This window comes from Bacillus sp. RC51 (genome assembly GCF_044908115.1).
GTDB lineage: Bacteria > Bacillota > Bacilli > Bacillales > Bacillaceae_G > Bacillus_A > Bacillus_A mycoides.
On the sequence record NZ_JBIYCW010000012.1, the window covers coordinates 90791 to 114709 of the forward strand.

The following is a 23919-nucleotide window of genomic DNA, read 5'->3' on the forward strand; positions in this document are numbered from 1 at the left end:
AAGCCGTTAAGAGAAAAGAGAGGTGAGAATTACTTGATCAAATATAAATATATGCTAGGGATATTTTTCGCTTGTCTTTTACTTACTCTATGTATTTATCCATATTTACCAACTCGTATGGCAGTGCATTGGAACGAGAATGGTGGAGCGAACGAGTTTATGAGTAAACAAGTTGTCGTATTATTTATCCCTGTCCTTATTATTATTTTACATGGATTAGTATATGTTATTTTACATAATATATATAAGTTTAATGAAGGGGAGTACTTCATTATAAATGGATTTATAAAGAGTATTACTTTATTTATGATGTTTGTCCATATACTAATTCTCTTTATTAATTTGGGAAGTATTATATCCTTTCAGACAGGACTAACGATTGGAATTAGTATGTTTCTTTTTATGTTTAGTAAAGTGTTTAAAAAGGTGAAGGATAGAGAGAAAGAACCGATCAAATTACAAAAAATCCGTTTAGTTAGTAGGCGAATCTTTCAAGTGATGGCATGCAGCATATTATTTTCGTTGCTTTTGAGCCTGAAGTGGGGATTTTACTTGTTAATTAGTGTAATAAGCTGCGGGTCTATTTTGTTTATGTTCTACATTTTATACGCATACATATTAGAAAGCTATGAAACATAAAAAAAGAGTCTTCTAGGAGAAGACTCTTTTTTCTATTTACTTCGTAATAAATTGTTGTGTCCAGTAGTTTCCGCTTTCTACATAGCCAACACCGATATGAGTGAAGCCACTATTTAAGATGTTTGCACGGTGTCCAGCACTGTTCATCCAAGCTTGTACAACTTCTTCTGGTGTACGTTGACCTTGGGCGATGTTTTCACCTGCAGATTTATAAGAAATACCAAATTTCTTCATCATGTCAAACGGAGACCCGTATGTAGGGCTGTTATGATCAAAGTAGTTGTTTTTTTGCATATCTTCAGACTTAATGCGTGCTACTTTGCTTAATTCAGTATCGATTTGTAATGCTGATAAGCCTTGTTTTGTACGCTCTGCGTTTGTTAATTCAACAACACGTTGTTCGAATTCGCTTAAAGATTTTGCTTCTTCAGCAGGCTTTTGCTCAGCAGGTTTTTGTGTTTCAGTTTGAGTATTGTTATTTTCAGCAGGTTTTTGAGCTTCTGGTTTTTGAACTTCTTCAGCAGGCTTTTGTTCAGCAGGCTTTTGAGCTTCTGGCTTAGCTGTTGGTTGTTCAGTAACAACATTTTCAGTAGGCTGTTGACCAGGAATGAAGCAATCTTGTTGGAATTGACCTTGATTCCATTGTGCTAATGATTCAACTCCCATAGATTGTAAGAATGCTTGTAATTCTTGTTGGCTCATTTGCTTCATCATCATTTTTGAATGCTGAATATTTTGAACCTTTATGTTAGATGGTTGTACTGTTGCAGCTTGTGCATCTAAAGAAGATACTCCTAAAGTAAGAGCTGTTGCAGCAGCTACAGATAATAAAACACGCTTTTTCATGATGTGTGTCCCCCTATATAAAGTTTTAATTTGTTTTCACACGATTTGTTTTTGACAGCCTGTCTGACTGACCAATTCATCGTAGCATACAATTTGCGAGAAAAAAGATGGAAAAAAATTCATAGACTTTAAATTTTCCTAATTTATCCTAAGAGGAGGAAAGGGATGAAATAAGAGAAACATAGAGTATAAAAGGAATTTTTAGCATTTTTATACTTGGTTTTAAGAGGGGGTTTTTGGATAAATGTACCTATATTAAAAATAAAGAATCCTATTGTATCAATGATTTGAGCATTTTTTCGAGGAATATACTGGATGTATTTTTACAAAACTGTAATGTTTCTGTTGTTCTTTTTTATAATAAAGTAACATATTTTTAATGTTGTAGCAGACAAAAAAGCGGCTATCTCTTTACATAGACGAAGGAGATAGCCGTTTTCCTATTATTACGTATGTTACGAGTTATTACGAGTTGGTTTCAATTGCTTCTAATAATAGATCTACAATGTGAATTCCTCTCATTTTATGAGAAAGATCTTCTCGTTCAATACCTAGTTTCATTTGTAATAGACATCCAGGATTTGCAGTAACAATTGTCGCTGCATCTGTTTCATGCACACGGTCCATTTTGTAATCTAGAAACTCCATTGATAACTCTGAATGAACAATATTATAAATACCAGCAGAACCACAGCAGCGGTCTGCATCTTTCATTTCACGATAGATTGCACCTTTGATGGCCTCTAGTAACATACGAGGTTCAGAAGATGTTCGCATAACATTGCGTAAATGACAAGAGTCTTGATACGTAATGATTTGCGGCGTGAGTCGTAAGTCATTACGTTTATGGAAATCTAGTTCTACTAATATAGCAGTAATATCTTTAATTTTAGAAACAAACTGCTTTGCGCGTTCTGCCCACTCTGGATCATCCTTTAGTAAATAATCATAATCTACGAGGTAAGCTCCGCAACCACCTGCATTCGTAATAATATAGTCGATGTTTAAATCTTCGAATGCTTCTATATTTCGCTTCGCTAATTCTTTTGCTCCACTTTTTTCACCAGCATGTCCGTGTAATGCCCCGCAGCAACTTTGTGTTTTCGGAATAACGATATCACAACCAGCTAACTGAAGAAGTTTCATCGTTGCGTTATTTGTTTCTAAAAACATCGTATCCATTAAACAGCCTGTGAAGAATGCAACTTGTTTCTTCTTTGCCACCTCAGCAGGTAAAAATTCAGGACGATCTTTCATTGCTTTCATTTTAGGGACTTTTGGCAAAACGAGGTCCATCGTTGCAAGTGTTTCAGGGAATAACTTCATAATACCTGTTTTATGTGTTAGCGTTTGTAAACCAGAACGCTGGTAAAATCCGATTAGTCCTGTTAATGTTCGCATTCGGTTTTGATGCGGGAATAGTCCTTCAAAAACAACTTTACGAACAGCTCTCACGGGCATGGAGAACTTTTTATTTTGATTAATAATATCACGAGCTTCTTCTAATAAATGTCCATAATTCACACCAGATGGACAAACAGGTTCACAAGCGCGGCAGCCAAGGCAAACATTTAATGTATCTTCAACATCTTCATCCGGCTCAATTAAACCATCAGCGACGGCTTTCATTAAGGCGATACGTCCGCGTGGGGAATGTGATTCTTTATACCCAGATTGAATGTAAGTAGGGCAAGTTGGTAAACAAAAGCCGCATCGCATACAGTTTAGTAGTTCATCTTCACTTAATCGTTCTTTAAATTCCTTTTGAATGTTTTCTTTATTTAATGTGGTCATCGCTCAACCACCACTCTTTTACGAGAGTCTTTCGCGAACATCTTTCCAGGATTCATAATGTTGTTTGGGTCGAAGGCTTGTTTAATCCCTTGCATAGCAGCAATACCTTCTTTACCTAATTTCATTTCTAAATACGGAGCTTTCATTGCGCCAACACCATGTTCACCAGTAATCGTACCACCAAGCTCAATCGCTTTCGCAAATATTTCAGCAAAAGCTTGTTCGGCACGATGCATTTCTTCTTCATTACGGGCATCTGTCATACAAGTTGGATGCAAATTGCCATCACCAGCATGACCAAAAGTACAAATAGGAATATTATATTTCTTTGCAATTGCATTAATTGCTTCAACCATTGGAGCGATTTGTGAACGTGGTACAGTTGCATCTTCTAATATTGTTGTCGGTTTTAGTCTTGCAAGTGCTGATAGTGCACTACGGCGTGCTGTACGAAGCGCATCTGCTTCGGCTTCATCTTTTGCAATGCGAACATCGACCGCATTCATAGCACGGCAAACGTTAGCCATTTTTTCAATATCTCGATTGACAACCTCGGGCGGGCCATCTTGTTCAATTAATAAAATTGCTTTGACATCAGTTGGTAAACCGATTTGTGCAAACTCTTCTACAACTTCAATTGTCGGTTGATCTAAAAACTCAAGTGTCGCAGGAATGATTTTATTTGCAATAATAGCAGAAACAGCTCGAGCAGCTTCGTTAATATCTTCATATAGCGCAAGCATCGTTTTCTTCGTTTCAGGCATAGGGACAAGTTTTAATATAGCTTCTGTAACAACACCAAGTGTTCCTTCAGAACCAATAAATAAACGAGTTAAATCATAACCAGCTACATCTTTTGCTAATTTACCGCCAGTGCGAATGATATCGCCGTTCGGTAAAACAATTTTAAGCCCCATTACATAATCACGTGTTACGCCATATTTTAAACCGCGTAATCCGCCGGAGTTTTCATTAATGTTACCGCCGATTGTAGAAATTTTCATAGAGCTTGGATCTGGTGGATAAAATAAACCTTTTTCTTCTACTGCTTTAATAATATCAAGTGTAATGACACCAGCTTGTACGGTAATTGTTAAATTCTCTTCATCAATTTCTAAAATATTGTTCATATGGCGGAAAATAAGGACGATACCGCCTTCTAGTGGACAAGTTCCTGCACAAAGGTTTGTTCCAGAACCACGAACATACACAGGGATTTTGTGAGCGTTACATACTTTTAACACTTCAGCTACTTCATTTGTATTACGAGGAGCAATGACTGCATCAGGCATCGCTTGGAAGTTTGGAGTGGCATCATAACTATAAGTTAAACGCCCCATATTGGATGTATCTACATTATCTTCGCCAACAATAGATACGAATGAATCAATAATTTGCTTTTCTAACATTGGAAATCCCCCTCAAACTGTTAACGTATTTCGTCATAATAAAAAACGTTGTAACAGTGCTTTCGTTATAATGATAAAAAAGTTGGGGGATTCTTTCTATGTACAATCATCTAAAGATTAATCTATTTTATCATTATTTTTTGTATGATTATCTAATAAGAGGAGTGCGAAGTATAAAACATTTAAATCTTTGAATTGTTTCGGGTCAAGTCCTGTATGCTCTTCAATCTTTTTTAGCCTGTAATGCAATGTGTTAATGTGTATATGTAATTGCTCAGCTGTCTGCTTATAAGATTGGTTATAATCGATAAATAAACGTAAAGTGTGCATAAGCTCAGGAGATGATACTAAGTTTTCAATGGTACGCTCTAGAAACTGTTCTCGAGTTTCAGTAGAAATATCTTGTAAGCACATTTCTAAACGTAAATCTTCATTAAATACAATTTTTTTCGTTTCAAGTGATACTGAAAGGGCGCGTAATGCTTGTTCGTACGATAAGTTCATATTGCTTGGCGTAACTGTTTGTCCAATCCCGATATATAAAGTAATAGAAAATAAAGTTTCACAGTCTTGCTTTAACCGTTTTAAAAATTGAAAGGTTTGCTCTTTGGATTGGATTGTTGTAAACAAAATAAACCGATCATTTCCCCAGCGAACAAATAAATTTTCTTTTGCTAAAATGTTGCGCATATGTTGCCAAATTTTACGCTGGAGCATCGTATTATCTTGGGCGATTGATAATAAAATAAGTTGTTTCTTCTTATATAAATCAATGCCAAGCGTTTTTGCACGATCGAGAAAACTTGGAGACCAGTCTGTATTTTGAAGCCAATCAAAGACAAATGCTTCATAAGAACGGTGCTCAAGTTCTAGTTGTTCTAAAAAGTAGTTTTCATGAATTAATAATTCGGTCATCTTACGTAATATTTCTCCGTATTGTGAAATATTTTCAGGTTCTCCTGTAATTCCAATCACGCCGATTACTTCGTCATGGAATAGTAAAGGAAGATTCATACCAGCTTTTACACCTTGCAGTCGTCGTTCATCATCTTTTGTAATAATGACAGTTTTCTTTTGTTTCGCACAGCGGAGTGCACCTTCATGAAATTGACCGATTCTTTCCGCATCTGTACTTGCGATAATAATGCCTTGTATATTAATAATAATAATGTTTTCAGTAATTAATCTGCGTACTTCACGTACAATTTTATTCGCTAAATCAGGAAAAAGCATAATTTACACACCTCAAATTCTATTTGTTGTACATTATATATGTAAGTTTATCCCGCATTAATGGGCAGTAAGACCCCCACCTCAAAATTCAGCGAAAGCAAAGAAGTTAGATGGGGGATCAACTGCCCATAAAAGCCCGATTGGTTCAACTAATAATCAGTGGGGGATGAAGAAAACCCCCACTGATTAAAGTTTCACTTTATTAATAAAGGAAGATTTCACATTTTCCACACATTTATTTGTTATTTTACAATTATAACGAAATCATCTGAAGATGGAGGGAATCTTTTGAGAAAGTATGTTTTTCTTCTCTGTTTTTTATTTCTATTAGTAGGGTGTCAAGGAAGTTCGTATACACCGATTGCTAAAGATAAAAGTGTTATTATAACAACGAATATAAAGGAAGGTAGTATTAGTTTTATTGATAAAAAAACAAAGAAGCTATTAACAACATGGGAATTAAATGAGCCGATTGCGGGGGTTACGCTACTTCCAAATGGCGAAGAAATACTTGTTTATGGTAAGCAATTAGAATATATGTATGTATATTCACTAGCAGAAGGAAGACAAGTGGACAAATATAAGACTGGAAAAGGAATTGCTAATGTTATCGCATCAGATGATGGAAAACAATTATTTGCTGCCGATCAAAATGAACAAAAGGTAAGGTTCTTTACGATAAAAGGAAAAGAGACAGGAAGTGTTTCAACAGGAAAAGGGCCGATAACGATGGTAGAGCATCATAACCAGTTATCAGTACTCAACTTTTATGATACGAAACTAACGACCATTGATACAAAGAAAAAAGAAGTGATACAGTCCTTTATGATTCCACCAGCATCAACAGGAGCAACGGTTAGCGCTGATGGGAAAGAAATATGGATTGGTGGACATGGTGATGGAAGTCAAGTGAATGAGAAAGTATTAGTGTATTCTTTACAAAGCGGAGAGATGATGCGTTCTTTACATGCTCCGTTTATGCCTGTGAATATAACAAAGGATGATAAGTATGTATATGCGCTAAGTCACGGTTCAAATACGCTTAGAAAGTTTGATGCAAGTACGTATCAAGAGGTAGGGTTTGCAGAAGTAGGATCTAATCCATTTGCATTTTTGAAAAGCGGGGCAGAAGGATATGTAGCTAGTTATGATAGCGATGAAGTATGCGTAATGGATATGAAGAATATGAAAATAAAACAAACAATTAAAGTCGGAAAAGGACCGTTTCAACTCATAGAGAGAGAAGGGGAAGGACAATGAGTAAATATAACGTGCTAGTCGTAGATGATGAAAGTGATATGAGGCAACTTGTCGGAATGTACTTAGATAACTTCGGATACGAGTGGGGAGAAGCTGAAAATGGAAAAGAGGCACTTCGAAAATTAGAGACGGATCATTACGATTTCGTTGTACTAGATATTATGATGCCTGAGATGGATGGGCTTTCAGTTTGTAAAGAGATTCGAAAAACGTCGGATGTACCTATTATATTTTTAACAGCAAAAGGTGAAGAGTGGAATAGGGTGAACGGCTTACGTATGGGAGCAGATGATTATATTGTAAAGCCATTTAGTCCCGGGGAACTAATTGCTCGTATGGAAGCTGTTTTAAGACGATATACAAAGCAAGAACAGCAAGAAGAGATTCAATTTGGACCGATTCTTATTAATGAAAAAAGTAGGAGGGTCGAGACGAATGGTGAGACGATTCCTCTTACGGTAAAAGAGTTCGATTTACTATATTTTCTTTGCCAACATAATGGACAAGTATTTAGCCGGGAACAATTGCTTGAAAAGGTGTGGGGATATGATTATGCAGGAAGTACAAGAACGGTAGATACGCATGTGAAAACGATGCGTCTAAAGCTAGGAGAAAGTGGAAACTACATTCAAACCGTTTGGGGTGTAGGTTATAAATTTGAGGTGTAACGTATGTTTACGATGGTACAAAAGCTTTGGCTTACAGTAGTATGTGCAGTATGTGTAACAGTTTCCTTTCTTTATTTTGTATCTTTATACTCATATGAAAAGTTATACGTTGATAATTTAAAAGATTCATTAGTAATGGAAGGGAAACGTCTTGCCACGCAATATGATAAACGTGAAGGAGTATCCACTTTTGAAGAGAAAGTAAGGGCATATGATCAAATATCTAGTTCAGATGTCCTTTTCGTATACAATCCGCGTGATTTAAGCGCATGTTTGCCTTTTGATGTTCACCATCATTCTCTTATAAGTGAAGGGGATAGACAGGCACTATTAGATGGGAAAACTGTGACAAAGATAGGGTATGAAGAACATTTTGATCGTAATATTATGGGTGTTGTCATCCCTGTTTTAGATAATAAAAAATTAGTTGGTATTGTATACTCTTATATTCCTTTAAAAAGTATAAAAGACTTAATATTTGATATGGGTCTTATTTTAGCGCCGTTAGCACTTGCAATGATTTTAATTACAATATGGATTGGTAGAAAAATTATTATCGCCATTACGAGACCGCTTTCGCAAATGGAACGAGTTGCAAATCATTTGGCTACTGGAGATTTCTCAGAGCGGATTACAATTTCTTCAGAAGATGAAATTGGACGATTGGGAAAAGCCTTTAATAAAATGGCAAATTCCTTAGAAACAGAAGATGTAAAGCGTAAGGAATTTTTAGCTAATGTTTCGCATGAACTTAGAACACCGCTTAGTTATATTAAAGGATATAGTGAAGCTATTTTAGACGGTGTAGCGAAGGGGCCGCAGCAGGAAAAAGTAACGCAACTTATTCATAAAGAAGCAGGTCGCATGCAGCGCCTCGTTCATGATTTATTAGATCTAGCGCAGCTAGAAGGTGAACACTTTCCCCTAAAGAAACAACCTATCGTTTTTTCACAGCTTATTGAAGATGTACTAAATACGTACGAGTTACAGTTTGTAGAAAAAACCCTTCGTATTTCAACGAATTTAAATCCTGAAATTATCGTAATGATTGATGAGGATCGTATGCAACAAGTACTTCATAATGTATTAGATAATGCGATACGTTATACAAATCAAAACGGGGATATCATAATAACATTAAAGCAAATCGATGATTATTGTGAATTGCACATAAAAGATACAGGAATAGGTATTGATAGAGAGCATTTAGAAAATCTGGGGGAACGCTTTTACCGAGTAGATAAAGCGAGAAGTCGTCAACACGGTGGAACAGGTTTAGGTCTTGCAATTGTAAGGCAAATTGTTCATATACATGACGGTGAGTGGAGAATAGAAAGTGAAAAAGGTAAGGGCACGACAGTTAGTATTAAATTAAAAGCACAAGATGAGGAGAGCATATTCTAACTTTTGGAATATACTCTTCATATTGAAGGTAAATAGTTACGCGTAAATGTATTAATTAATATCAAACAAATATCAAAAATTTGACTATTTTATGAACAAAACATTTGTGCTTCTTACTAATTCGTTCTAAAATAGTTATGGATGCTAAGTTCTTATAAAACGTTACAATTGTTGTTTGGAAGATACTGAGGTGATTTAACTGGAGTACAAATCTATTAAACCGAAAAAAATTTACGAAGAAGTATCTGAAGCTATTTTAACAATGATTAAAAATGGTACGTTAAAACCTGGTGACAAACTACTTCCTGTTCATCAATTAGCTGAGCAGTTTCAAGTTGGCAGATCTGCTGTTCGTGAAGCGCTAAGTGCGCTAAGAGCAATGGGCTTAATTGAAATGAAACAAGGAGAAGGTACATATGTAAGGAATTTCGATCCTTCTTCATTAACAAAATCACTAAATAACAAGTTATTAATGAAGAAAGAGGATATTTTGAATTTATTAGAAGTACGGAAGGTGCTCGAAGTGGGGGCAGTTCGAGCGGCAGCGGCAAAACGTACGGAAGCTAATTTGCAAAATATGAAGCAGTGGTTAGATGAAATGGCAAAGAGCATTGGAGATGAGAAGGCTGGCGAAAAAGCAGACTTTCATTTTCATATGGGGATTGCAGAATCTTCGCACAATAACATCTTGCTTGAGCTCATGAATCATGTTTCAGAGATGATTGCTGAAACGATTGGTGAATCAAGACGCATTATTTTATATGGTGAACAAACAACATCAGAACGACTTTTAGAAGAGCATCAATCTATATATGATGCGGTGTTAAAGCAAGATGTGGAATTAGCGCAGCAAGCGATGCTAGATCATTTAACAAATGTAGAACATATTGTCACAGGTAAAAGCGATATAAATTCGTAATTTAATCTTTTAAAAATCTAATTTTCTGATAAAATAGAGAGAGATTAAGTAAGCGTTTTCTTTAGAAGAGGGAGAGGATAGGCTATGGTTGAGCCTACTTCTTCTAATCTTAGTCATCTGATGACCATATGATTTTTGGCGGAGTTGTAATGAGGGGGAATTATAGTTATGAAAGTTACTTTATTTGTTACTTGTTTAGTCGATATGTTTGAAACAAACGTCGGTAAAGCAACAGTTGAAGTATTGGAGCGTTTAGGTTGTGAAATTGAATTTCCAGAAGCACAAGTTTGTTGTGGTCAGCCTGCTTATAATAGCGGCCATGTAGAAGCAGCAAAAGAAGCGATGAAACATATGATTGAAACTTTCGAAGATGCAGAATATATCGTTACGCCATCTGGATCTTGTGCGACAATGTTTCATGAGTATCCGCATGTTTTTAAAGATGATCCGAAGTGGGCTAAACGTGCACAAAAGGTTGCTGATAAAACATATGAATTTACACAATTTATTGTAGATGTTTTAAAAGTTACAGATGTTGGTGCAAGTTTACCAGGGATAGCTACTATTCATAAATCTTGTCATATGACACGCCTGCTTGGAGTAAAAGAGGCACCAGGAATTTTATTATCAAGCGTAAAAGGATTAATTGTGAGAGAACTGCCGAACGTGCAAAATTGTTGTGGGTTTGGGGGAACGTTTTCAGTTAAGATGACTCCAATTTCTGAGCAAATGGTAGATGAAAAAGTAGATAGTGTAATGGAAACAGGTGCTGATTATTTAATCGGTGCAGATTGTGGGTGTTTGTTAAACATTGGCGGACGTATTGAGCGTTTAGGAAAAGAAGTAAAAGTAATGCATATTGCTGAGGTCTTGAATAGTCGCTCATGAAGGGGGAACATAAGCTATGTCTATGAAAATCAGTGAGAAAAAATTTAATGATCGCGTTGGCGATGGAATTCAAGATTCGTTTATGCGCGGAGCGGTATCTTCTGCACAAACGCGTTTATATACAAATCGATTAAAAGCAGCTGACGAGTTGGGAAACTGGGAAGAGTGGCGTGAACTAGGTGAACAAATTCGTCAACATACGTTAGAAAATCTTGATTATTATTTAATGCAGTTAAGTGAAAATGTATCAAAAAGAGGCGGTCACGTTTACTTTGCGAAAACGAAAGAGGATGCAGCAAAGTATATTCAAGACGTTGCAAAAAAGAAACAAGCGAAGAAAGTTGTAAAATCAAAATCAATGGTAACTGAAGAAATTAGTATGAATCATGCTCTTGAAGAGATTGGTTGTGAAGTGTTAGAGAGTGACTTAGGGGAGTATATCTTGCAAGTAGATAACGATCCACCATCACATATTATTGCGCCTGCACTTCATAAAAACAGAACGCAAATTCGTGATGTATTTAAAGAAAAACTTGGATATGAAAATTCTGATGATCCATACGAAATGACAAAGTTTGTTCGTAAACAACTTCGTGAGAAATTTATGGATGCAGAAATTGGTGTGACAGGTTGTAACTTCGCTGTTGCAAATACTGGCTCTCTTTGTTTAGTGACGAACGAAGGTAATGCCGATCTTGTCATGTCGATTCCGAAAACACAAATTGCAGTAATGGGTATGGAACGTATGGTTCCGACAATGGAAGAATTAGATGTTTTAGTTGGTTTACTATGTCGTAGTGCGGTAGGTCAAAAATTAACAAGTTATGTAACAGTAGCAGGACCAATTCAAGAGGAAGAGGTAGATGGACCAGAAGAGTTTCATTTAGTCGTTGTTGATAATGGCCGCTCTCAAATTCTTGGATCGGAATTCCGTTCAATATTGCAATGTATTCGTTGTGCCGCTTGTGTTAACGTATGTCCCGTATATCGTCACGTTGGTGGACATTCGTATGGATCTATTTATTCAGGACCAATCGGTGCGGTATTAACACCACTTTTAGGTGGGTATGACGATTACAAAGAGCTTCCTTATGCATCTAGTTTATGCGGAGCATGTACAGAAGCTTGTCCAGTAAAAATTCCATTACATGATTTATTATTAAAACATCGTCAAGTCATCGTTGAGCAAGAAGGTCGTGCCCCACTTGCAGAAAAATTAGCAATGAAAATGTTTAGTATGGGTGCTTCTTCAGCAGCTTTGTATAAAATGGGATCGAAAATGGCACCGGCAGCAATGAGTCCATTTACATCTGGTAACCGTGTATCAAAAGGTGTTGGACCACTTAAAAACTGGACGGATATTCGTGAATTCCCAGCTCCAAGTAAAGAACGATTCCGTGATTGGTATAAAGATCATAAGAAAGGCGGGGACAAATAATGACAGGATTAATTCAAAACCGTGAGTCCTTTCTAGATAATATCGCAAAAGAACTTGGGCGCGCGCGTAAAACAGAAGGCGTAGAACGTCCGGCATGGAAAAGTAATGTGAATGTAGAAACGTTAAAAGATTATTCACAAGAAGAATTGTTAGAAGTATTTAAAAAGCAATGTACAAACATTCATACAACTGTTGTGGAAACGACAAACGACCGCTTACGTGAAGATATTCAAAAAGTAATCGTTGAAAACGGCGGAGGACCTATTATATTATCAGCAGATGAACGTTTTGATTCCTATGGATTGACTTCTTTATTTAAAGAAGAGCTTCCAAAGCAAAATGTTGAGGTAAATGTATGGGATCCTGAGAAAAAAGAAGAGAATATGCGTATAGCGGAAAAAGCGAATATCGGTATTGCATTTAGTGATTATACTTTAGCTGAATCTGGTACGATTGTTGTACAAAGTCATAAAGGACAAGGGCGTTCTTTACACTTTTTACCGACTGTATACTTTGCAATTATTCCACGTGAAACACTTGTACCGCGTATTACACAAGCAGTTCAACATATGAACTCACGTGTGGAAAAAGGTGAAGCAGTCGCATCTTGCATTAACTTTATTACAGGACCAAGTAACTCTGCGGATATTGAAATGAATCTTGTTGTCGGAGTACACGGGCCATTAAAAGCAGTATATTTCATCGTATAAAATAGGGGAAAGCAGGCCGGAAAACGGCCTGCTTTTTTAATAGAATAAAGATAATATGAAGTAGAAGTTCTCTCCTTTTTTTGTTATGTTCTTTTGGAAAGGAGAGGAAGGGATGTTCACTTATTTATATGCATTGTTAATAGGTATGGTGTTTGGTTCTTTTTTTATGGTGATTGCGATGAGAGTCCCAGTAGGGGAATCTATTATTACACCGCGTTCGTACTGTCATTACTGCAAGTATACGTTACAGCCGAAAGAACTTATTCCAATCATTTCATTTTGTATACAAAAAGGGCGTTGTACGAATTGTAAAAGGAAAATCTCAAGTTTGTACATAGTATTTGAATTTGTTACAGGCAGTTTATTTTTTCTTACTGTATATGTAATTGGAATGGAACGAGAGCTCATCATCATTTTATCGCTTTTTTCGTTACTTCTAATTATTTCAGTTACAGATTTAGTATATATGCTAATACCTAATCGTATTTTAATTTGGTTTGCACTTTTGCTTATTTTAGAATGTATTTTTGTACCGTTAGTTACTTGGATAGATAGTTTAGCTGGCAGTGGAACTATATTCATTTTGTTATATTGCATGCAAAAGATTTATCCAGATGGTCTTGGCGGAGGTGATGTAAAATTACTTTCGTTACTCGGATGTATAGTCGGAGTGAAAGGGGTTTTTATAACTTTATTTTTAGCATCTTGCTTTAGTCTTTGTTTTTTCGGAATAGGTATAGCGCTAAAGCGTATAAAAATAAGAACTCCAATTCCGTTTGGACCTTTTATTAGCCTTGGAGCAATATGTTATGTGTTGGTCACATATGCAAAATAGAGAGGAGATAGAAAATGAATGTATATATGGATGATCAAAGAAGTTGCCCATACGGATATGTTTTGGCAACTACAGTAGAATCTGCCTTGCAAATTGTTAGGGACAATGAGGTGAATATTATTTCCCTCGATTATAATATGGGATGGCGACAAAAAAGTGGGTTAGATTTCGTAGAAGCTTTCTGCAACGAAGGTTTATATGTTAATGAAATTCACCTTCATACAAATGATGTCATCGGTATGCATCAGATGAAAAAGAGCATAGAGAGAGGGAAGGAAAACGGGGAAATTAATCCTTATATTGCCTTGAAATATGTAGGGAGTTAAAAACTCCAAAGTGAAACTTTGGAGTTTTTAATGTTTCATATGTGCTTGTAAAGGAATAATTTCCTCTGTTTGAGCTCCAACTAATTGAGTTTTCTCTTGTTCAACAACAGGTGCTTTCTTTGTTAAGTAATGATATACCATACCGACAAATACGGATCCGCCAATAATGTTACCGATTGTAACTGGAATTAAGTTATGAATAGCGCCCGCAAAAGAAATTGTCTCAGGATGTGGTGATACTAAAGATAAAGCAAACAGTGATAAGTTAGCAATGCTATGCTCATAACCAGATAAAAAGAAAGTGAAAACGAGCATCATCATCATTAATATTTTGGCTGTGTCACCTTTCACTTGAGAAGGTAAGAAGCAGGCAAGACATACGAGCCAGTTACATAAAATCGCTTTAAAGAATAATTGCATTGTAGGTGTATTCATCTTTCCTTCAACAACTTTATTCATTAAATGACTGTGATCAATTGCTTCGAAAATTCCAGTTGCGTAAAATAGTAAGGCAAAGAATAAAGCGCCAGCTAAGTTACCTGCATAACAAGCAACCCAGTTGCGAAGTGTATCAGAAATCGTTGTTTCTTTTCTTAAAGTTGCCACTGTGAAGTACATCGTATTGCCAGTAAATAATTCAGCGCCGCCATATATAATAAGTACGAGAGCAATTCCGAAAAACATGGAGGAAGCTAAATATGTTGCTGGTGAATCTGCAATATGAAAAAAGTTACCTAATTTAAAACATAGTACAATAATAAAACCGATATAAATGCCCGCAAGTGCAGCACGAATGAAATATTGCATTGGATTTATATCTAGCATTTGTTTTTTGCTCTTAGCCAGTTTTACAACGTAATCTAATCCTTGTTCTAGCATGAGTAATACGCTCCTTTAATACATCGTCTATAAATACTCCTTATATGAATAAGGTACATGGATTTGTTCATAGTTTCAATAAGTTTGTGCAATATTTCACAAAAAGGACATACATCTAGAAGGGAAGCGTTTACAAAAGGTAGTATAATGGAATTTTTTCTAAAAATAGAGAGGGGGATTGAAACGAGAAAAAAGAAAAAGCGCTGTAATTACAGCGCTTTTTCGTCTAAATTCTTTTCTACTTTTACTTCTACTTCTTTCGAGAAGAACCAACCGCCAACTGCGATTCCAACTAATACAATCCAGAAAGTAAGTTTCCACGGAGTAGATGTTGGGAATGAATGCGGAATTACATTTAATGCAGGGTGTGCTAATGTATAAACTGCTAATTTCACACCAACCCAACCTACAATTAAGAATGCTGCAGTTTCAAGTCCTGGTTTACGTTTTAAAATTTGTACGAAAGCAGTTGCTGCAAATCGCATAATGATTAATCCGATAAGTCCACCTACAAAGATAACAATGAATTGTCCAGTATCAAGACTACCGATTGTACCTAATCCTGTTTTCGGTAAAGTCATTGCTAATGCAACAGCAGCTAAAATTGAATCAACTGCGAAGGCGATATCAGCAACCTCGACTTTAAATACAGTCCACCAAAAGTTCTCTTGTTTTTTCTTTGCTTCTTTTTCTTCTGTTTCTTCATCTGAATTCTTTTTAACATACGTTTTAAATAAGTGATTACCAGCGATAAACATAAGGTAAATTGCACCGATTGCTTGCACTTGCCATACATCGACTAGGAACGAAATCATAAATAGTGATCCGAATCGGAAAACGAACGCTCCTGCTAATCCATAAAATAGTGCTTTCTTTCGTTTTTCTTCTGGTAAATGTTTTACCATAATTGCGAGAACGAGAGCGTTATCAGCCGCTAAAATCCCCTCTAGTGCAATTAGGATGAGTAATACCCAACCATACTCCAATAATAATGATACATCCATGTAAATTCTCCTCTCATTTCTATAAAGTCTAAACAAGTGAAGAAGTTCCCCACTGTTTAGTTTCCCCATACTCCTACGCATCAACGGTGGAGGAAATTTGAAAACAAAAAAGACCTCTGCCGTTGATAGGCAAAGGTCTTGCTAGACATATGTAATGAAAATGCCAACAAAGCCGGAAGAACTAAGTTCTACGTAATGACGACTTTGTTTCCAAGAAATAGTTCTTGGACGCTACTCCCCTTTGGAGATATGCTATTGTACTCTCATTATATGGATAATTTATACGGTTGTCAACCTGTTAAAATATCTTCGTTTGGATATTTTATTTTTCTTTGTTTTTTACGTGCAAATGAAAAGGCTAATGTTAAAGGCCCCATCTTTCCAAAAAACATCATAAAGATAATAATTGTTTTGCCGATGATTGTTAAGTGTGGTGTCAAATTCATGCTAAGGCCGACAGTTCCAAATGCTGAAAATACTTCAAAAGCACTCATTAATAAAGGAACCTTCTCAGTGATGCTTAAAATTAAAATGGAAAGAAAAATAAACGAAATTGAAATAATAGTAATCGTTAATGATTTGACAATGAGCGTATCTTTAATGGATTTTTTAAACACGACAATATCATCTTGTTCTTGCAAAAATTTAAATACGCCGAAAAACATAATTAAAAAAGTTGTTAATTTAATCCCACCACCAGTAGAAGCACTGCCAGCACCAATAAACATAAGAAGCATCATTAATAAAAGTGATGGTTTAGATAGAGCGGCAATATCCACTGTATTAAACCCAGCTGTACGAGTCGAGATTGCTTGAAAATAAGCAGCCATACCTTCTTCAAATGGTGTAAATCCTCTCATAGAAAGAGAATTATGGAACTCGAATATAAAAATAAAAGCTGTAGCAATAATATTGATGATTAGAGTAGAAGAGAGCATAAGCTTTGAGTGTAAAGTAAGGTTTTTAAAGTTTTTCTTTCTTTTTATATCTACGATAACCGTAAAACCAATCCCACCTAAAATAATGAGGGAAGAAATAACGAGATTGACGAGAATGCTATGGGAGTGCGGCATTAAATTATCGCTCCACACAGAAAACCCAGCATTGTTAAAGGCTGAGATAGAATGAAAAAAGCTATAATATATACCTTTGGCAACCCCGTATTTTGGTACCCATTCAAAAGAGAGAAGTAAAGTAGCGATACATTCTACAGTAAAAGAAAATAAAAATAACGCTTTTGCAAGACGAATGATTCCGCCGACATTTGTTTGGTTTAATGCTTGTTGTAATAAAATCCGGTTTTGAAGGCCGATTTTTCTGCCGAGCATAATTGCAATTAAAACAGCAAAGCTCATAATGCCAAGCCCGCCAACTTGTATAAGTGTTAAAATGACACATTGGCCAAATAAGGTAAATACTTTACCAGTGTCCACAACACCAAGCCCTGTAACCGTACAAGCAGAAACCGTTGTAAATAAAGCATCGAGCCATGAAATAGACGTTGTTGTAGCAATTGGCAATTTCAATAGGCATGTACCGATAATTGATAGCATAATAAAAGATACAGTAAGAACACGGGGAGGGCTCATGCTAATGTTAATCCGTTTCATTTCACATATCGTTCCTTTCGATTTGCTCTTACTAGTATGTGAAGAAGCACTATTATGTATGTTAAAAAAGAAAGAGGCAGAGAATATCTGCCTCTAAGCCATAGGTTATATAGTTATCCGCGTAATTGTTGTTGAGCTAAAGCAACAAGACGTTTCGTTACTTCACCGCCAACTGATCCGTTAGAACGAGATGCTGTATTAGATCCTAAGCTTACACCGAATTCTTGTGCGATTTCATATTTGAATTGTTCAAGTGCTTGCTCTGCACCCGGAACTAGTAATTTGTTTGTTTTCACCATGTTGATACACATCCTTAAAGAGTAATCCAGTTTAGCTAAGTGCTATCTGGTAATGTTATTTTATGTGTAAACGACGTACTCATACACGGAAGTAAACGGTGTGATTAGAAGTTCTTGGATAGAAAAAAGAGTAGCAAATTTGCTACTCTTTTTTCAGTATTGTCGCTGTACCTTCTACGACAATATCATCAGATTGATTATATATGTTTGTTTGCAATGTGATAATTTTTTTATCGTCCCGTTTTTTAATAACTTCTGCCACAACGCGAAGTGTATCACCGATTTTGACAGGAGCACGGAATGAAACGTTTTGTGATAAATAAATCGTATTTTTGCCAGGAAGTTTCGTTCCAAGAATGGTAGAAATAAAACTTGAAACGAGCATGCCATGGGCAATACGTTCTTTGAACATTGTCGTTTTTGCAAAAGAGTCTAGAATGTGAATAGGATTTACATCTCCAGTCAATTTTGCAAAATTGATAACGTCCTCATCCGTAATTTTTTTTGTAAGTGATGCTTGATCACCGACTTGAATCTCATCGTAACGAAGCTCCGGAACAGTTTGTGCTTCTTGAAATGGATTCATTTTGTCCTCCTTCTTTTCCATATCGAAAAATGTAAGCCATCTTGATGTAGTAGGAGGAAGAAAGAGTTTTGTTTGTGCTGCAGTTAGTTGCCACATTTTTCTTATTTGATGGAAGTAAATAGATTTTTTGAGTTTTCCTCGAACTGCTTTGCGAGTTCTAGTTGTTTGGACTTGAACTCTCCCAAAAAAACTTCTAACTGTTTTTGAACCTCTTCACGTTGCGACTGTTGTTGTTCGATAAAGTGTTTTGTTGTTTCTTCAAATTGGCCGCTAGTTTGAGTAAGAATAGACAAAGATGTTTTCGTAGGCGAAACAGTAAGTTGGTGCATTTGATTAGAAAGCTCATTCCACTTTTCTTGCCACTCGTTAATTTGATCATTTAAGGAGTTTCCAGTTAATTGCTTCACATAGTCTGTATATTGGTTATTGAACTGAGCAGTGAATTGGTGTAGTTCTTTTTCTAGTTCATCTACTCCTGATGTTAATTTATGCAAAGCGTCTTGTTGTTGTTTTAACGTTTCTAAAGTAAGTTGCTCTAATTGTTTCCCAGCTGAAGAGAAGAGGGAAAGAGATTGAGACCAGTTTTTCCAAAATGCATCGACTAATTCGTATGGCTTAGTTTCCATTGTTTGACCTCCAAATGTTTTTTTGCATATTGTGAACGCAGATTACTCTGCTGTACCACCAGGTGAAGATGAAGAATCCTTTTCATCCTTTTCTGGAGAAGTAGAAAATGGAAAGAATGCATTGGTGTATAACGTGAAAAACGTCCGCAACATATTTTGATAATGTTCAAAAGAAGTCGCACATGTTGTTAAATATTGCTCTCCATATTCTGTTAAAGAATAAATTCGTTTCGCTGGCCCGCCTTCGCTTGTATCCCAAGTAGAAGAAATAAGATTTTCTTTTTCTAATTTGCGTAGTGTCCTATACACATTACCTTGGTCAACAGAAGAAAAGCCGATGTCCATTAGCATTTGAATAAGTTTGTAACCATGAAGACTCCAGTCTTTTAGACAGAGAAGTAAGAAAGGAACTAAGAAGTTTTTTGGCATGGAGTTTGGTTGTTTCGCTTGGTTTTTTTCCAAACTTTCTGGGTGTTCTGGTTCATTATGTAGCATGATTGTGCATCACCTCATGAATCAGTTAGATGGAATTTTTTGCTTATAAGTGCAATTTACACCTATCTGTTTTTAATGTCAATACATTTGTTAGAAAATAAAGAAAAATAAAATATATACTTGAAGTTTTATTCGGAATATTAGAAAATAGTGAATAGGTTGAATTGTTTCAAAAACGAAAAAGGGAGTGTAGTCGAAGTGATTGATCAAAAATTCGATCCATTGCAAGCATGGAAAAATGCTTATGAACAAACCGAAACATTTTGGGGAAAAGCGCTCAATGAAACAATTAAAACAGAAGAATATTCTGCTTGGATGGGCAGCGTTCTAGATTTGAATTTGTTTTATCAAAAAGCATTAAATGATACGACAAAAAATTATTTAGAACAGGTGAATGTGCCGACGAGAGAGGATATCGCTAGAGTAGCTACGCTTGTTATTAACTTAGAAAATAAAGTTGATAATATCGAGGAAATTCTAGAAGAGAAAGTGGATTCATTAGGACAAGCTCCTACATTAAAGCGTGATGTTACGAAAGTAAAACAAGATATGCGCACGTTAGAAACGAAAGTTGATCAAATTTTAGAATTGCTAGAAAAGCAAAATGCAGTACTAGCTAAACTACAAGTACCTGTAAAAGAAGAAGTAAAGCCTGTAGTAAATAAGCCAGAAAATAAAAAATGATAATCGCGTTTGTTTATAACGTGTAAAAGAGAGAGGGAGAATCTCTTTTCATGTATAAACAACGAAACATAATTAATATATGGACTCAATTAGTATGAGTACCAAAATGATTCATAACAATCGTTCACAAATTCATTTAAGGGGGAAAAGAAATGGTTCAATTAAATGGCAAAGTAGCAATCGTAACAGGTGGGGCAAAAGGAATTGGAAAAGCAATTACAGTAGCATTAGCAGAAGAGGGAGCAAAAGTAGTTATTAACTATAACAGCAGTAAAGAAGCAGCTGAAAACTTAGTAAATGAATTAGGAAAAGAAGGACATGACGTTTATGCAGTTCAAGCGGATGTTTCTAAAGTAGAAGATGCAAACAGACTTGTAGAAGAAGCTGTGAATCATTTTGGTAAAGTTGATATTCTTGTTAATAATGCTGGTATTACAAGAGATCGTACATTCAAAAAATTAAATCGTGAAGATTGGGAGCGCGTAATTGACGTGAACTTAAGCAGTGTATTTAATACGACAAGTGCGGTACTTCCATACATATCGGAAGCAGAAGAAGGAAGAATCATTAGTATTTCTTCTATTATTGGCCAAGCTGGTGGATTTGGACAAACAAACTACTCAGCAGCAAAAGCAGGTATGCTAGGATTTACAAAATCATTAGCGTTAGAACTTGCAAGAACAAATGTAACTGTAAACGCAATTTGCCCAGGATTTATTGATACTGAAATGGTAGCAGAAGTACCAGAAGAAGTGCGTCAAAAAATCGTTGCGAAAATCCCGAAAAAACGTTTTGGTCAAGCTGATGAAATTGCAAAAGGTGTAGTATATCTATGCCGTGACGGTGCGTATATCACAGGTCAGCAATTAAACATTAACGGCGGATTATACATGTAATGAAGTAAGAAAAAAGTGCATATCCATAGCAGGAATGCACTTCTTTTTTTAGAAAGAAATTGACCAAAAAGGAGATAGAAAAAATGACTACATTCGTAACAGAATGGGAAAAGCAATTGGAGTTGTACCCAGAAGAATATCGTAAAGCATATCGCCGTGTGAAAAGAGCGAGCGAAGTTTTATTACGCGAACCAGAACCACAAGTTGGTTTAACACCGAAAGAGGTTATTTGGACGAAGAATAAAACGAAGCTGTATCGTTACATTCCAAAACAAGAAAAAACACAGAGAGTTCCAATCTTATTAATATACGCTCTTATTAATAAACCGTATATTATGGATTTAACTCCAGGTAATAGTTTAGTGGAATATTTAGTAGATCGTGGTTTTGATGTGTATATGCTTGATTGGGGCACATTCGGTTTAGAAGATAGTCATTTGAAATTTGATGATTTCGTGTTCGATTATATTGCAAAAGCAGTGAAAAAAGTAATGAGAACTGCAAAATCGGACGAGATTTCTTTACTTGGTTATTGCATGGGTGGAACGTTAACATCTATTTATGCAGCGCTTCATCCGGACATGCCAATTCGAAACTTGATTTTTATGACAAGTCCTTTTGATTTCTCTGAAACAGGGTTATACGGTCCTTTATTAGATGAGAAATATTTCAATTTAGATAAAGCAGTTGATACATTTGGAAATATTCCACCAGAAATGATTGATTTCGGAAATAAGATGTTAAAACCAATTACAAACTTTGTCGGTCCATATGTTGCTTTAGTCGATCGTTCAGAAAATGAGCGCTTCGTCGAAAGTTGGAAATTAGTTCAAAAGTGGGTAGGCGATGGTATTCCGTTCCCAGGTGAATCGTATAGACAATGGATTCGTGATTTTTATCAAAATAATAAATTAGTGAAGGGTGAACTCGTTATTCGCGGACAAAAGGTAGACCTTGCAAATATTAAGGCGAATGTCTTAAATATTTCTGCGAAGCGTGATCATATCGCTCTGCCATGTCAAGTAGAAGCTTTACTTGATCATATTTCTAGCACAGATAAAGAGTATGTATGTTTACCGACAGGACATATGTCTATTGTGTATGGTGGAACGGCTGTAAAGCAAACATATCCGACGGTTGGAAATTGGCTTGAAGAGCGTTCTAATTAAAGAGAAAAAATCCAACTAGCGTATGTTAGTTGGATTTTTTTATGGAAAATGACGAAACATAGAAAGGAGAAAATTATATGGTAGGAGTATAATTATGAAGCTTATGACTGGTAAGTTGTTTTGGAATTCTGGAGTTTCTGTACCTTGTTATCCAACGTTAGAAAATGATATGATATGTGATGTGCTCGTAATTGGAAGTGGAGAAGCGGGTGCTCATATAGCGTATTCGTTAGCTAAAATTGGAATGCGTGTTATGCTCATTGAAAAAAGAGCAATTGCATGTGGTAGCACAGCTGCAAATACAGGATTATTACAATTTGTTCATGATAAATCGTTAACCTCTCTTATTCATACATTTGGTGAAGAGAAAGGGGTACGAGCATATAGACTTTGTTATGAAGCGCTGCAAACAATGGAGAAGGTTGTGCCAACTCTCGATATTGATCCCCATTTTATTCCGCGAAATAGTTTGTATTATGCAAGTAGAGATGAGGATGTTTCATTTTTACAAGAAGAATATAATACGTTACGCCATTATGGATTTCCGGTTGAATATTTTACAGAGTCTGATATTAAGAAACGTTATTCATTTGCAAAACAAGCAGCGTTATATACAAGCGGTGATGCAGAAGTGAATCCGTATTTATTAGCGCATAGTCTTTTGCATAAAGCGAAACAAATGGGCGCTACTATATACGAACATACAGAGGCATTACATATTAAACAAATCCAAAATGATTTAATTTGTTACACGAATACAGGAAATAAAATAGTAGCAAAGAATATTATTATGGCGACAGGTTATGAAGCAATTTTTGGAAAGAAAGAAAAAAATACAACTGTAGAAACGTCTTATGCCGTTGTGACAAATAAGATAGATTATTTTGAAGGCTGGCATGAGCAATCGTTAATTTGGGAAACAGCACGTCCGTATTTGTATAGTCGAACGTATCAAAACCGCATTGTTATAGGCGGATTAGATGAGGCGCTGAAAATTCAAAAAATCGGCGATACGAAATTATTGCATAAGCGTGATCTTCTTATTAACATTGTAAAAGAAATGTTCCCGCAGTATAAAAATATACGGGCAGAGTACTATTGGGCAGCAGCATTTGGTGGCAGTCATGACGGTCTTCCTATTTTAAAAGAAGATAAAAAAATACATAATTTATATTACGCACTGCCGTATGGGGGAAATGGAACTGTATACGGAATGGTATTTGCGAAACTATTTCAGCAGTTATTTACAAATGAAGAAAGTGATGATTTTTCTTTATTTAATCGATAGAAAAAAGGTAGCGA

At 35.8% G+C, this 23919-nt stretch carries 25 protein-coding genes and 1 riboswitch; of the genes, 14 read left to right on the plus strand and 11 right to left on the minus strand.

Features of this window, described 5'->3' with window-relative positions; all coding sequences use genetic code 11:
- Positions 1-33: 33 nt before the first annotated feature.
- On the plus strand, positions 34-639 hold the full coding sequence (locus tag ABH959_RS21520) for a DUF1648 domain-containing protein (RefSeq protein WP_002126129.1): 606 nt from the start codon (positions 34-36) through the stop codon (positions 637-639).
- A 36-nt stretch (positions 640-675) separates the two neighbouring features.
- On the opposite strand, the gene ABH959_RS21525 is transcribed toward ABH959_RS21520, so the two are convergent.
- The 4 genes from ABH959_RS21525 to ABH959_RS21540 form a co-directional block, all read right to left on the minus strand.
- Positions 676-1485: a CAP domain-containing protein gene (locus tag ABH959_RS21525; RefSeq protein ID WP_404457270.1), complete on the minus strand. Its 810-nt coding sequence runs from the start codon at positions 1483-1485 to the stop codon at positions 676-678.
- Positions 1486-1950: 465 nt separating this feature from the next.
- Positions 1951-3279 carry a (Fe-S)-binding protein gene (locus ABH959_RS21530; RefSeq protein WP_404491158.1) on the minus strand — a complete coding sequence of 443 codons (1329 nt, stop codon included), beginning with the start codon at positions 3277-3279 and terminating at the stop codon, positions 1951-1953.
- Positions 3276-4688, minus strand: a complete 1413-nt coding sequence (glcD, locus tag ABH959_RS21535) for a glycolate oxidase subunit GlcD (protein ID WP_404445718.1) — start codon at positions 4686-4688, stop codon at positions 3276-3278. The genes ABH959_RS21530 and glcD overlap by 4 nt, the downstream gene beginning before the upstream one ends.
- A 117-nt stretch (positions 4689-4805) precedes the next feature.
- Positions 4806-5921, minus strand: coding sequence for a CdaR family transcriptional regulator (locus ABH959_RS21540; protein ID WP_404445715.1), 1116 nt, complete (start codon positions 5919-5921; stop codon positions 4806-4808).
- A 288-nt stretch (positions 5922-6209) separates the two neighbouring features.
- Here ABH959_RS21540 and ABH959_RS21545 point away from each other — a divergent pair, with 288 nt between their 5' ends.
- From ABH959_RS21545 to ABH959_RS21585, 9 genes are all read left to right on the plus strand, one after another.
- A complete protein-coding gene (locus ABH959_RS21545) occupies positions 6210-7181 on the plus strand; it encodes a YncE family protein (RefSeq protein ID WP_341307344.1) in 972 nt (323 codons plus the stop codon).
- Positions 7178-7849, plus strand: a complete 672-nt coding sequence (locus ABH959_RS21550) for a response regulator transcription factor (RefSeq protein ID WP_002126137.1) — start codon at positions 7178-7180, stop codon at positions 7847-7849. Before ABH959_RS21545 ends, ABH959_RS21550 begins: the two co-directional genes overlap by 4 nt.
- A gap of 3 nt (positions 7850-7852) precedes the next feature.
- Positions 7853-9253, plus strand: coding sequence for a sensor histidine kinase (locus tag ABH959_RS21555; protein ID WP_078421964.1), 1401 nt, complete (start codon positions 7853-7855; stop codon positions 9251-9253).
- A gap of 229 nt (positions 9254-9482) precedes the next feature.
- Positions 9483-10172, plus strand: coding sequence for a FadR/GntR family transcriptional regulator (locus tag ABH959_RS21560; RefSeq protein ID WP_201053587.1), 690 nt, complete (start codon positions 9483-9485; stop codon positions 10170-10172).
- A 168-nt stretch (positions 10173-10340) separates the two neighbouring features.
- Entirely contained in the window at positions 10341-11060 is a 720-nt protein-coding gene (locus tag ABH959_RS21565) for a (Fe-S)-binding protein (RefSeq protein ID WP_002011587.1), read from the plus strand.
- A gap of 16 nt (positions 11061-11076) precedes the next feature.
- Positions 11077-12498, plus strand: coding sequence for a LutB/LldF family L-lactate oxidation iron-sulfur protein (locus tag ABH959_RS21570; RefSeq protein WP_002011586.1), 1422 nt, complete (start codon positions 11077-11079; stop codon positions 12496-12498).
- Positions 12498-13208 carry a LutC/YkgG family protein gene (locus ABH959_RS21575; protein ID WP_002126142.1) on the plus strand — a complete coding sequence of 237 codons (711 nt, stop codon included), beginning with the start codon at positions 12498-12500 and terminating at the stop codon, positions 13206-13208. Before ABH959_RS21570 ends, ABH959_RS21575 begins: the two co-directional genes overlap by 1 nt.
- A 112-nt stretch (positions 13209-13320) precedes the next feature.
- A complete protein-coding gene (locus tag ABH959_RS21580; protein WP_242309976.1) occupies positions 13321-14043 on the plus strand; it encodes a prepilin peptidase in 723 nt (240 codons plus the stop codon).
- 14 nt (positions 14044-14057) lie between these two features.
- Positions 14058-14369 (plus strand): cyclic-phosphate processing receiver domain-containing protein, encoded by a 312-nt coding sequence (locus ABH959_RS21585; protein ID WP_002064363.1) that lies wholly within the window; start codon positions 14058-14060, stop codon positions 14367-14369.
- A 27-nt stretch (positions 14370-14396) separates the two neighbouring features.
- On the opposite strand, the gene ABH959_RS21590 is transcribed toward ABH959_RS21585, so the two are convergent.
- The 7 genes from ABH959_RS21590 to phaQ form a co-directional block, all read right to left on the minus strand.
- The gene (locus ABH959_RS21590; protein ID WP_002011581.1) at positions 14397-15248 is read right to left on the minus strand and encodes a formate/nitrite transporter family protein; all 852 of its coding nucleotides are present in this window, start codon (positions 15246-15248) and stop codon (positions 14397-14399) included.
- A gap of 209 nt (positions 15249-15457) precedes the next feature.
- A complete protein-coding gene (locus ABH959_RS21595; protein ID WP_113936968.1) occupies positions 15458-16252 on the minus strand; it encodes a TerC family protein in 795 nt (264 codons plus the stop codon).
- A 77-nt stretch (positions 16253-16329) separates the two neighbouring features.
- Positions 16330-16504, minus strand: a riboswitch (yybP-ykoY riboswitch).
- Positions 16505-16542: 38 nt separating this feature from the next.
- Positions 16543-17862 (minus strand): TrkH family potassium uptake protein, encoded by a 1320-nt coding sequence (locus tag ABH959_RS21600; protein ID WP_113936969.1) that lies wholly within the window; start codon positions 17860-17862, stop codon positions 16543-16545.
- A 113-nt stretch (positions 17863-17975) separates the two neighbouring features.
- Positions 17976-18161 carry an alpha/beta-type small acid-soluble spore protein gene (locus ABH959_RS21605; protein WP_000241212.1) on the minus strand — a complete coding sequence of 62 codons (186 nt, stop codon included), beginning with the start codon at positions 18159-18161 and terminating at the stop codon, positions 17976-17978.
- 142 nt (positions 18162-18303) lie between these two features.
- The gene (locus ABH959_RS21610) at positions 18304-18747 is read right to left on the minus strand and encodes a MaoC family dehydratase (protein ID WP_001067911.1); all 444 of its coding nucleotides are present in this window, start codon (positions 18745-18747) and stop codon (positions 18304-18306) included.
- Between the two features lie 101 nt (positions 18748-18848).
- The gene (phaP, locus tag ABH959_RS21615) at positions 18849-19373 is read right to left on the minus strand and encodes a polyhydroxyalkanoic acid inclusion protein PhaP (RefSeq protein ID WP_002011575.1); all 525 of its coding nucleotides are present in this window, start codon (positions 19371-19373) and stop codon (positions 18849-18851) included.
- A gap of 42 nt (positions 19374-19415) precedes the next feature.
- The gene (phaQ, locus tag ABH959_RS21620) at positions 19416-19868 is read right to left on the minus strand and encodes a poly-beta-hydroxybutyrate-responsive repressor (RefSeq protein ID WP_000903018.1); all 453 of its coding nucleotides are present in this window, start codon (positions 19866-19868) and stop codon (positions 19416-19418) included.
- A 198-nt stretch (positions 19869-20066) separates the two neighbouring features.
- On the opposite strand from phaQ, the gene phaR reads away from it, so the two are divergent.
- From phaR to ABH959_RS21640, 4 genes are all read left to right on the plus strand, one after another.
- The gene (gene phaR, locus ABH959_RS21625; RefSeq protein ID WP_113936970.1) at positions 20067-20552 is read left to right on the plus strand and encodes a polyhydroxyalkanoic acid synthase subunit PhaR; all 486 of its coding nucleotides are present in this window, start codon (positions 20067-20069) and stop codon (positions 20550-20552) included.
- A 152-nt stretch (positions 20553-20704) separates the two neighbouring features.
- Positions 20705-21448, plus strand: a complete 744-nt coding sequence (locus ABH959_RS21630; RefSeq protein ID WP_000250406.1) for an acetoacetyl-CoA reductase — start codon at positions 20705-20707, stop codon at positions 21446-21448.
- Positions 21449-21531: 83 nt separating this feature from the next.
- Complete coding sequence (phaC, locus tag ABH959_RS21635; RefSeq protein WP_002011573.1) at positions 21532-22617, plus strand: class III poly(R)-hydroxyalkanoic acid synthase subunit PhaC; 1086 nt, start codon at positions 21532-21534, stop codon at positions 22615-22617.
- 94 nt (positions 22618-22711) lie between these two features.
- On the plus strand, positions 22712-23905 hold the full coding sequence (locus ABH959_RS21640; protein WP_002011571.1) for an NAD(P)/FAD-dependent oxidoreductase: 1194 nt from the start codon (positions 22712-22714) through the stop codon (positions 23903-23905).
- Positions 23906-23919: the final 14 nt, after the last annotated feature.

What these genes read in the sequence shown, in the direction of transcription:
- ABH959_RS21525 (WP_404457270.1), bottom strand. Translation starts at nt 1,485, where the DNA reads ATGAAAAAGCGTGTTTTATTATCTGTAGCTGCTGCAACAGCTCTTACT.
- ABH959_RS21530 (WP_404491158.1), bottom strand. Translation starts at nt 3,279, where the DNA reads ATGACCACATTAAATAAAGAAAACATTCAAAAGGAATTTAAAGAACGA.
- glcD (WP_404445718.1), bottom strand. Translation starts at nt 4,688, where the DNA reads ATGTTAGAAAAGCAAATTATTGATTCATTCGTATCTATTGTTGGCGAA.
- ABH959_RS21540 (WP_404445715.1), bottom strand. Translation starts at nt 5,921, where the DNA reads ATGCTTTTTCCTGATTTAGCGAATAAAATTGTACGTGAAGTACGCAGA.
- ABH959_RS21550 (WP_002126137.1), top strand. Translation starts at nt 7,178, where the DNA reads ATGAGTAAATATAACGTGCTAGTCGTAGATGATGAAAGTGATATGAGG.
- ABH959_RS21555 (WP_078421964.1), top strand. Translation starts at nt 7,853, where the DNA reads ATGTTTACGATGGTACAAAAGCTTTGGCTTACAGTAGTATGTGCAGTA.
- ABH959_RS21565 (WP_002011587.1), top strand. Translation starts at nt 10,341, where the DNA reads ATGAAAGTTACTTTATTTGTTACTTGTTTAGTCGATATGTTTGAAACA.
- ABH959_RS21570 (WP_002011586.1), top strand. Translation starts at nt 11,077, where the DNA reads ATGTCTATGAAAATCAGTGAGAAAAAATTTAATGATCGCGTTGGCGAT.
- ABH959_RS21575 (WP_002126142.1), top strand. Translation starts at nt 12,498, where the DNA reads ATGACAGGATTAATTCAAAACCGTGAGTCCTTTCTAGATAATATCGCA.
- ABH959_RS21580 (WP_242309976.1), top strand. Translation starts at nt 13,321, where the DNA reads ATGTTCACTTATTTATATGCATTGTTAATAGGTATGGTGTTTGGTTCT.
- ABH959_RS21585 (WP_002064363.1), top strand. Translation starts at nt 14,058, where the DNA reads ATGAATGTATATATGGATGATCAAAGAAGTTGCCCATACGGATATGTT.
- ABH959_RS21590 (WP_002011581.1), bottom strand. Translation starts at nt 15,248, where the DNA reads ATGCTAGAACAAGGATTAGATTACGTTGTAAAACTGGCTAAGAGCAAA.
- ABH959_RS21595 (WP_113936968.1), bottom strand. Translation starts at nt 16,252, where the DNA reads ATGGATGTATCATTATTATTGGAGTATGGTTGGGTATTACTCATCCTA.
- ABH959_RS21600 (WP_113936969.1), bottom strand. Translation starts at nt 17,862, where the DNA reads ATGAAACGGATTAACATTAGCATGAGCCCTCCCCGTGTTCTTACTGTA.
- ABH959_RS21605 (WP_000241212.1), bottom strand. Translation starts at nt 18,161, where the DNA reads ATGGTGAAAACAAACAAATTACTAGTTCCGGGTGCAGAGCAAGCACTT.
- ABH959_RS21610 (WP_001067911.1), bottom strand. Translation starts at nt 18,747, where the DNA reads ATGAATCCATTTCAAGAAGCACAAACTGTTCCGGAGCTTCGTTACGAT.
- phaP (WP_002011575.1), bottom strand. Translation starts at nt 19,373, where the DNA reads ATGGAAACTAAGCCATACGAATTAGTCGATGCATTTTGGAAAAACTGG.
- phaQ (WP_000903018.1), bottom strand. Translation starts at nt 19,868, where the DNA reads ATGCTACATAATGAACCAGAACACCCAGAAAGTTTGGAAAAAAACCAA.
- ABH959_RS21630 (WP_000250406.1), top strand. Translation starts at nt 20,705, where the DNA reads ATGGTTCAATTAAATGGCAAAGTAGCAATCGTAACAGGTGGGGCAAAA.
- phaC (WP_002011573.1), top strand. Translation starts at nt 21,532, where the DNA reads ATGACTACATTCGTAACAGAATGGGAAAAGCAATTGGAGTTGTACCCA.
- ABH959_RS21640 (WP_002011571.1), top strand. Translation starts at nt 22,712, where the DNA reads ATGAAGCTTATGACTGGTAAGTTGTTTTGGAATTCTGGAGTTTCTGTA.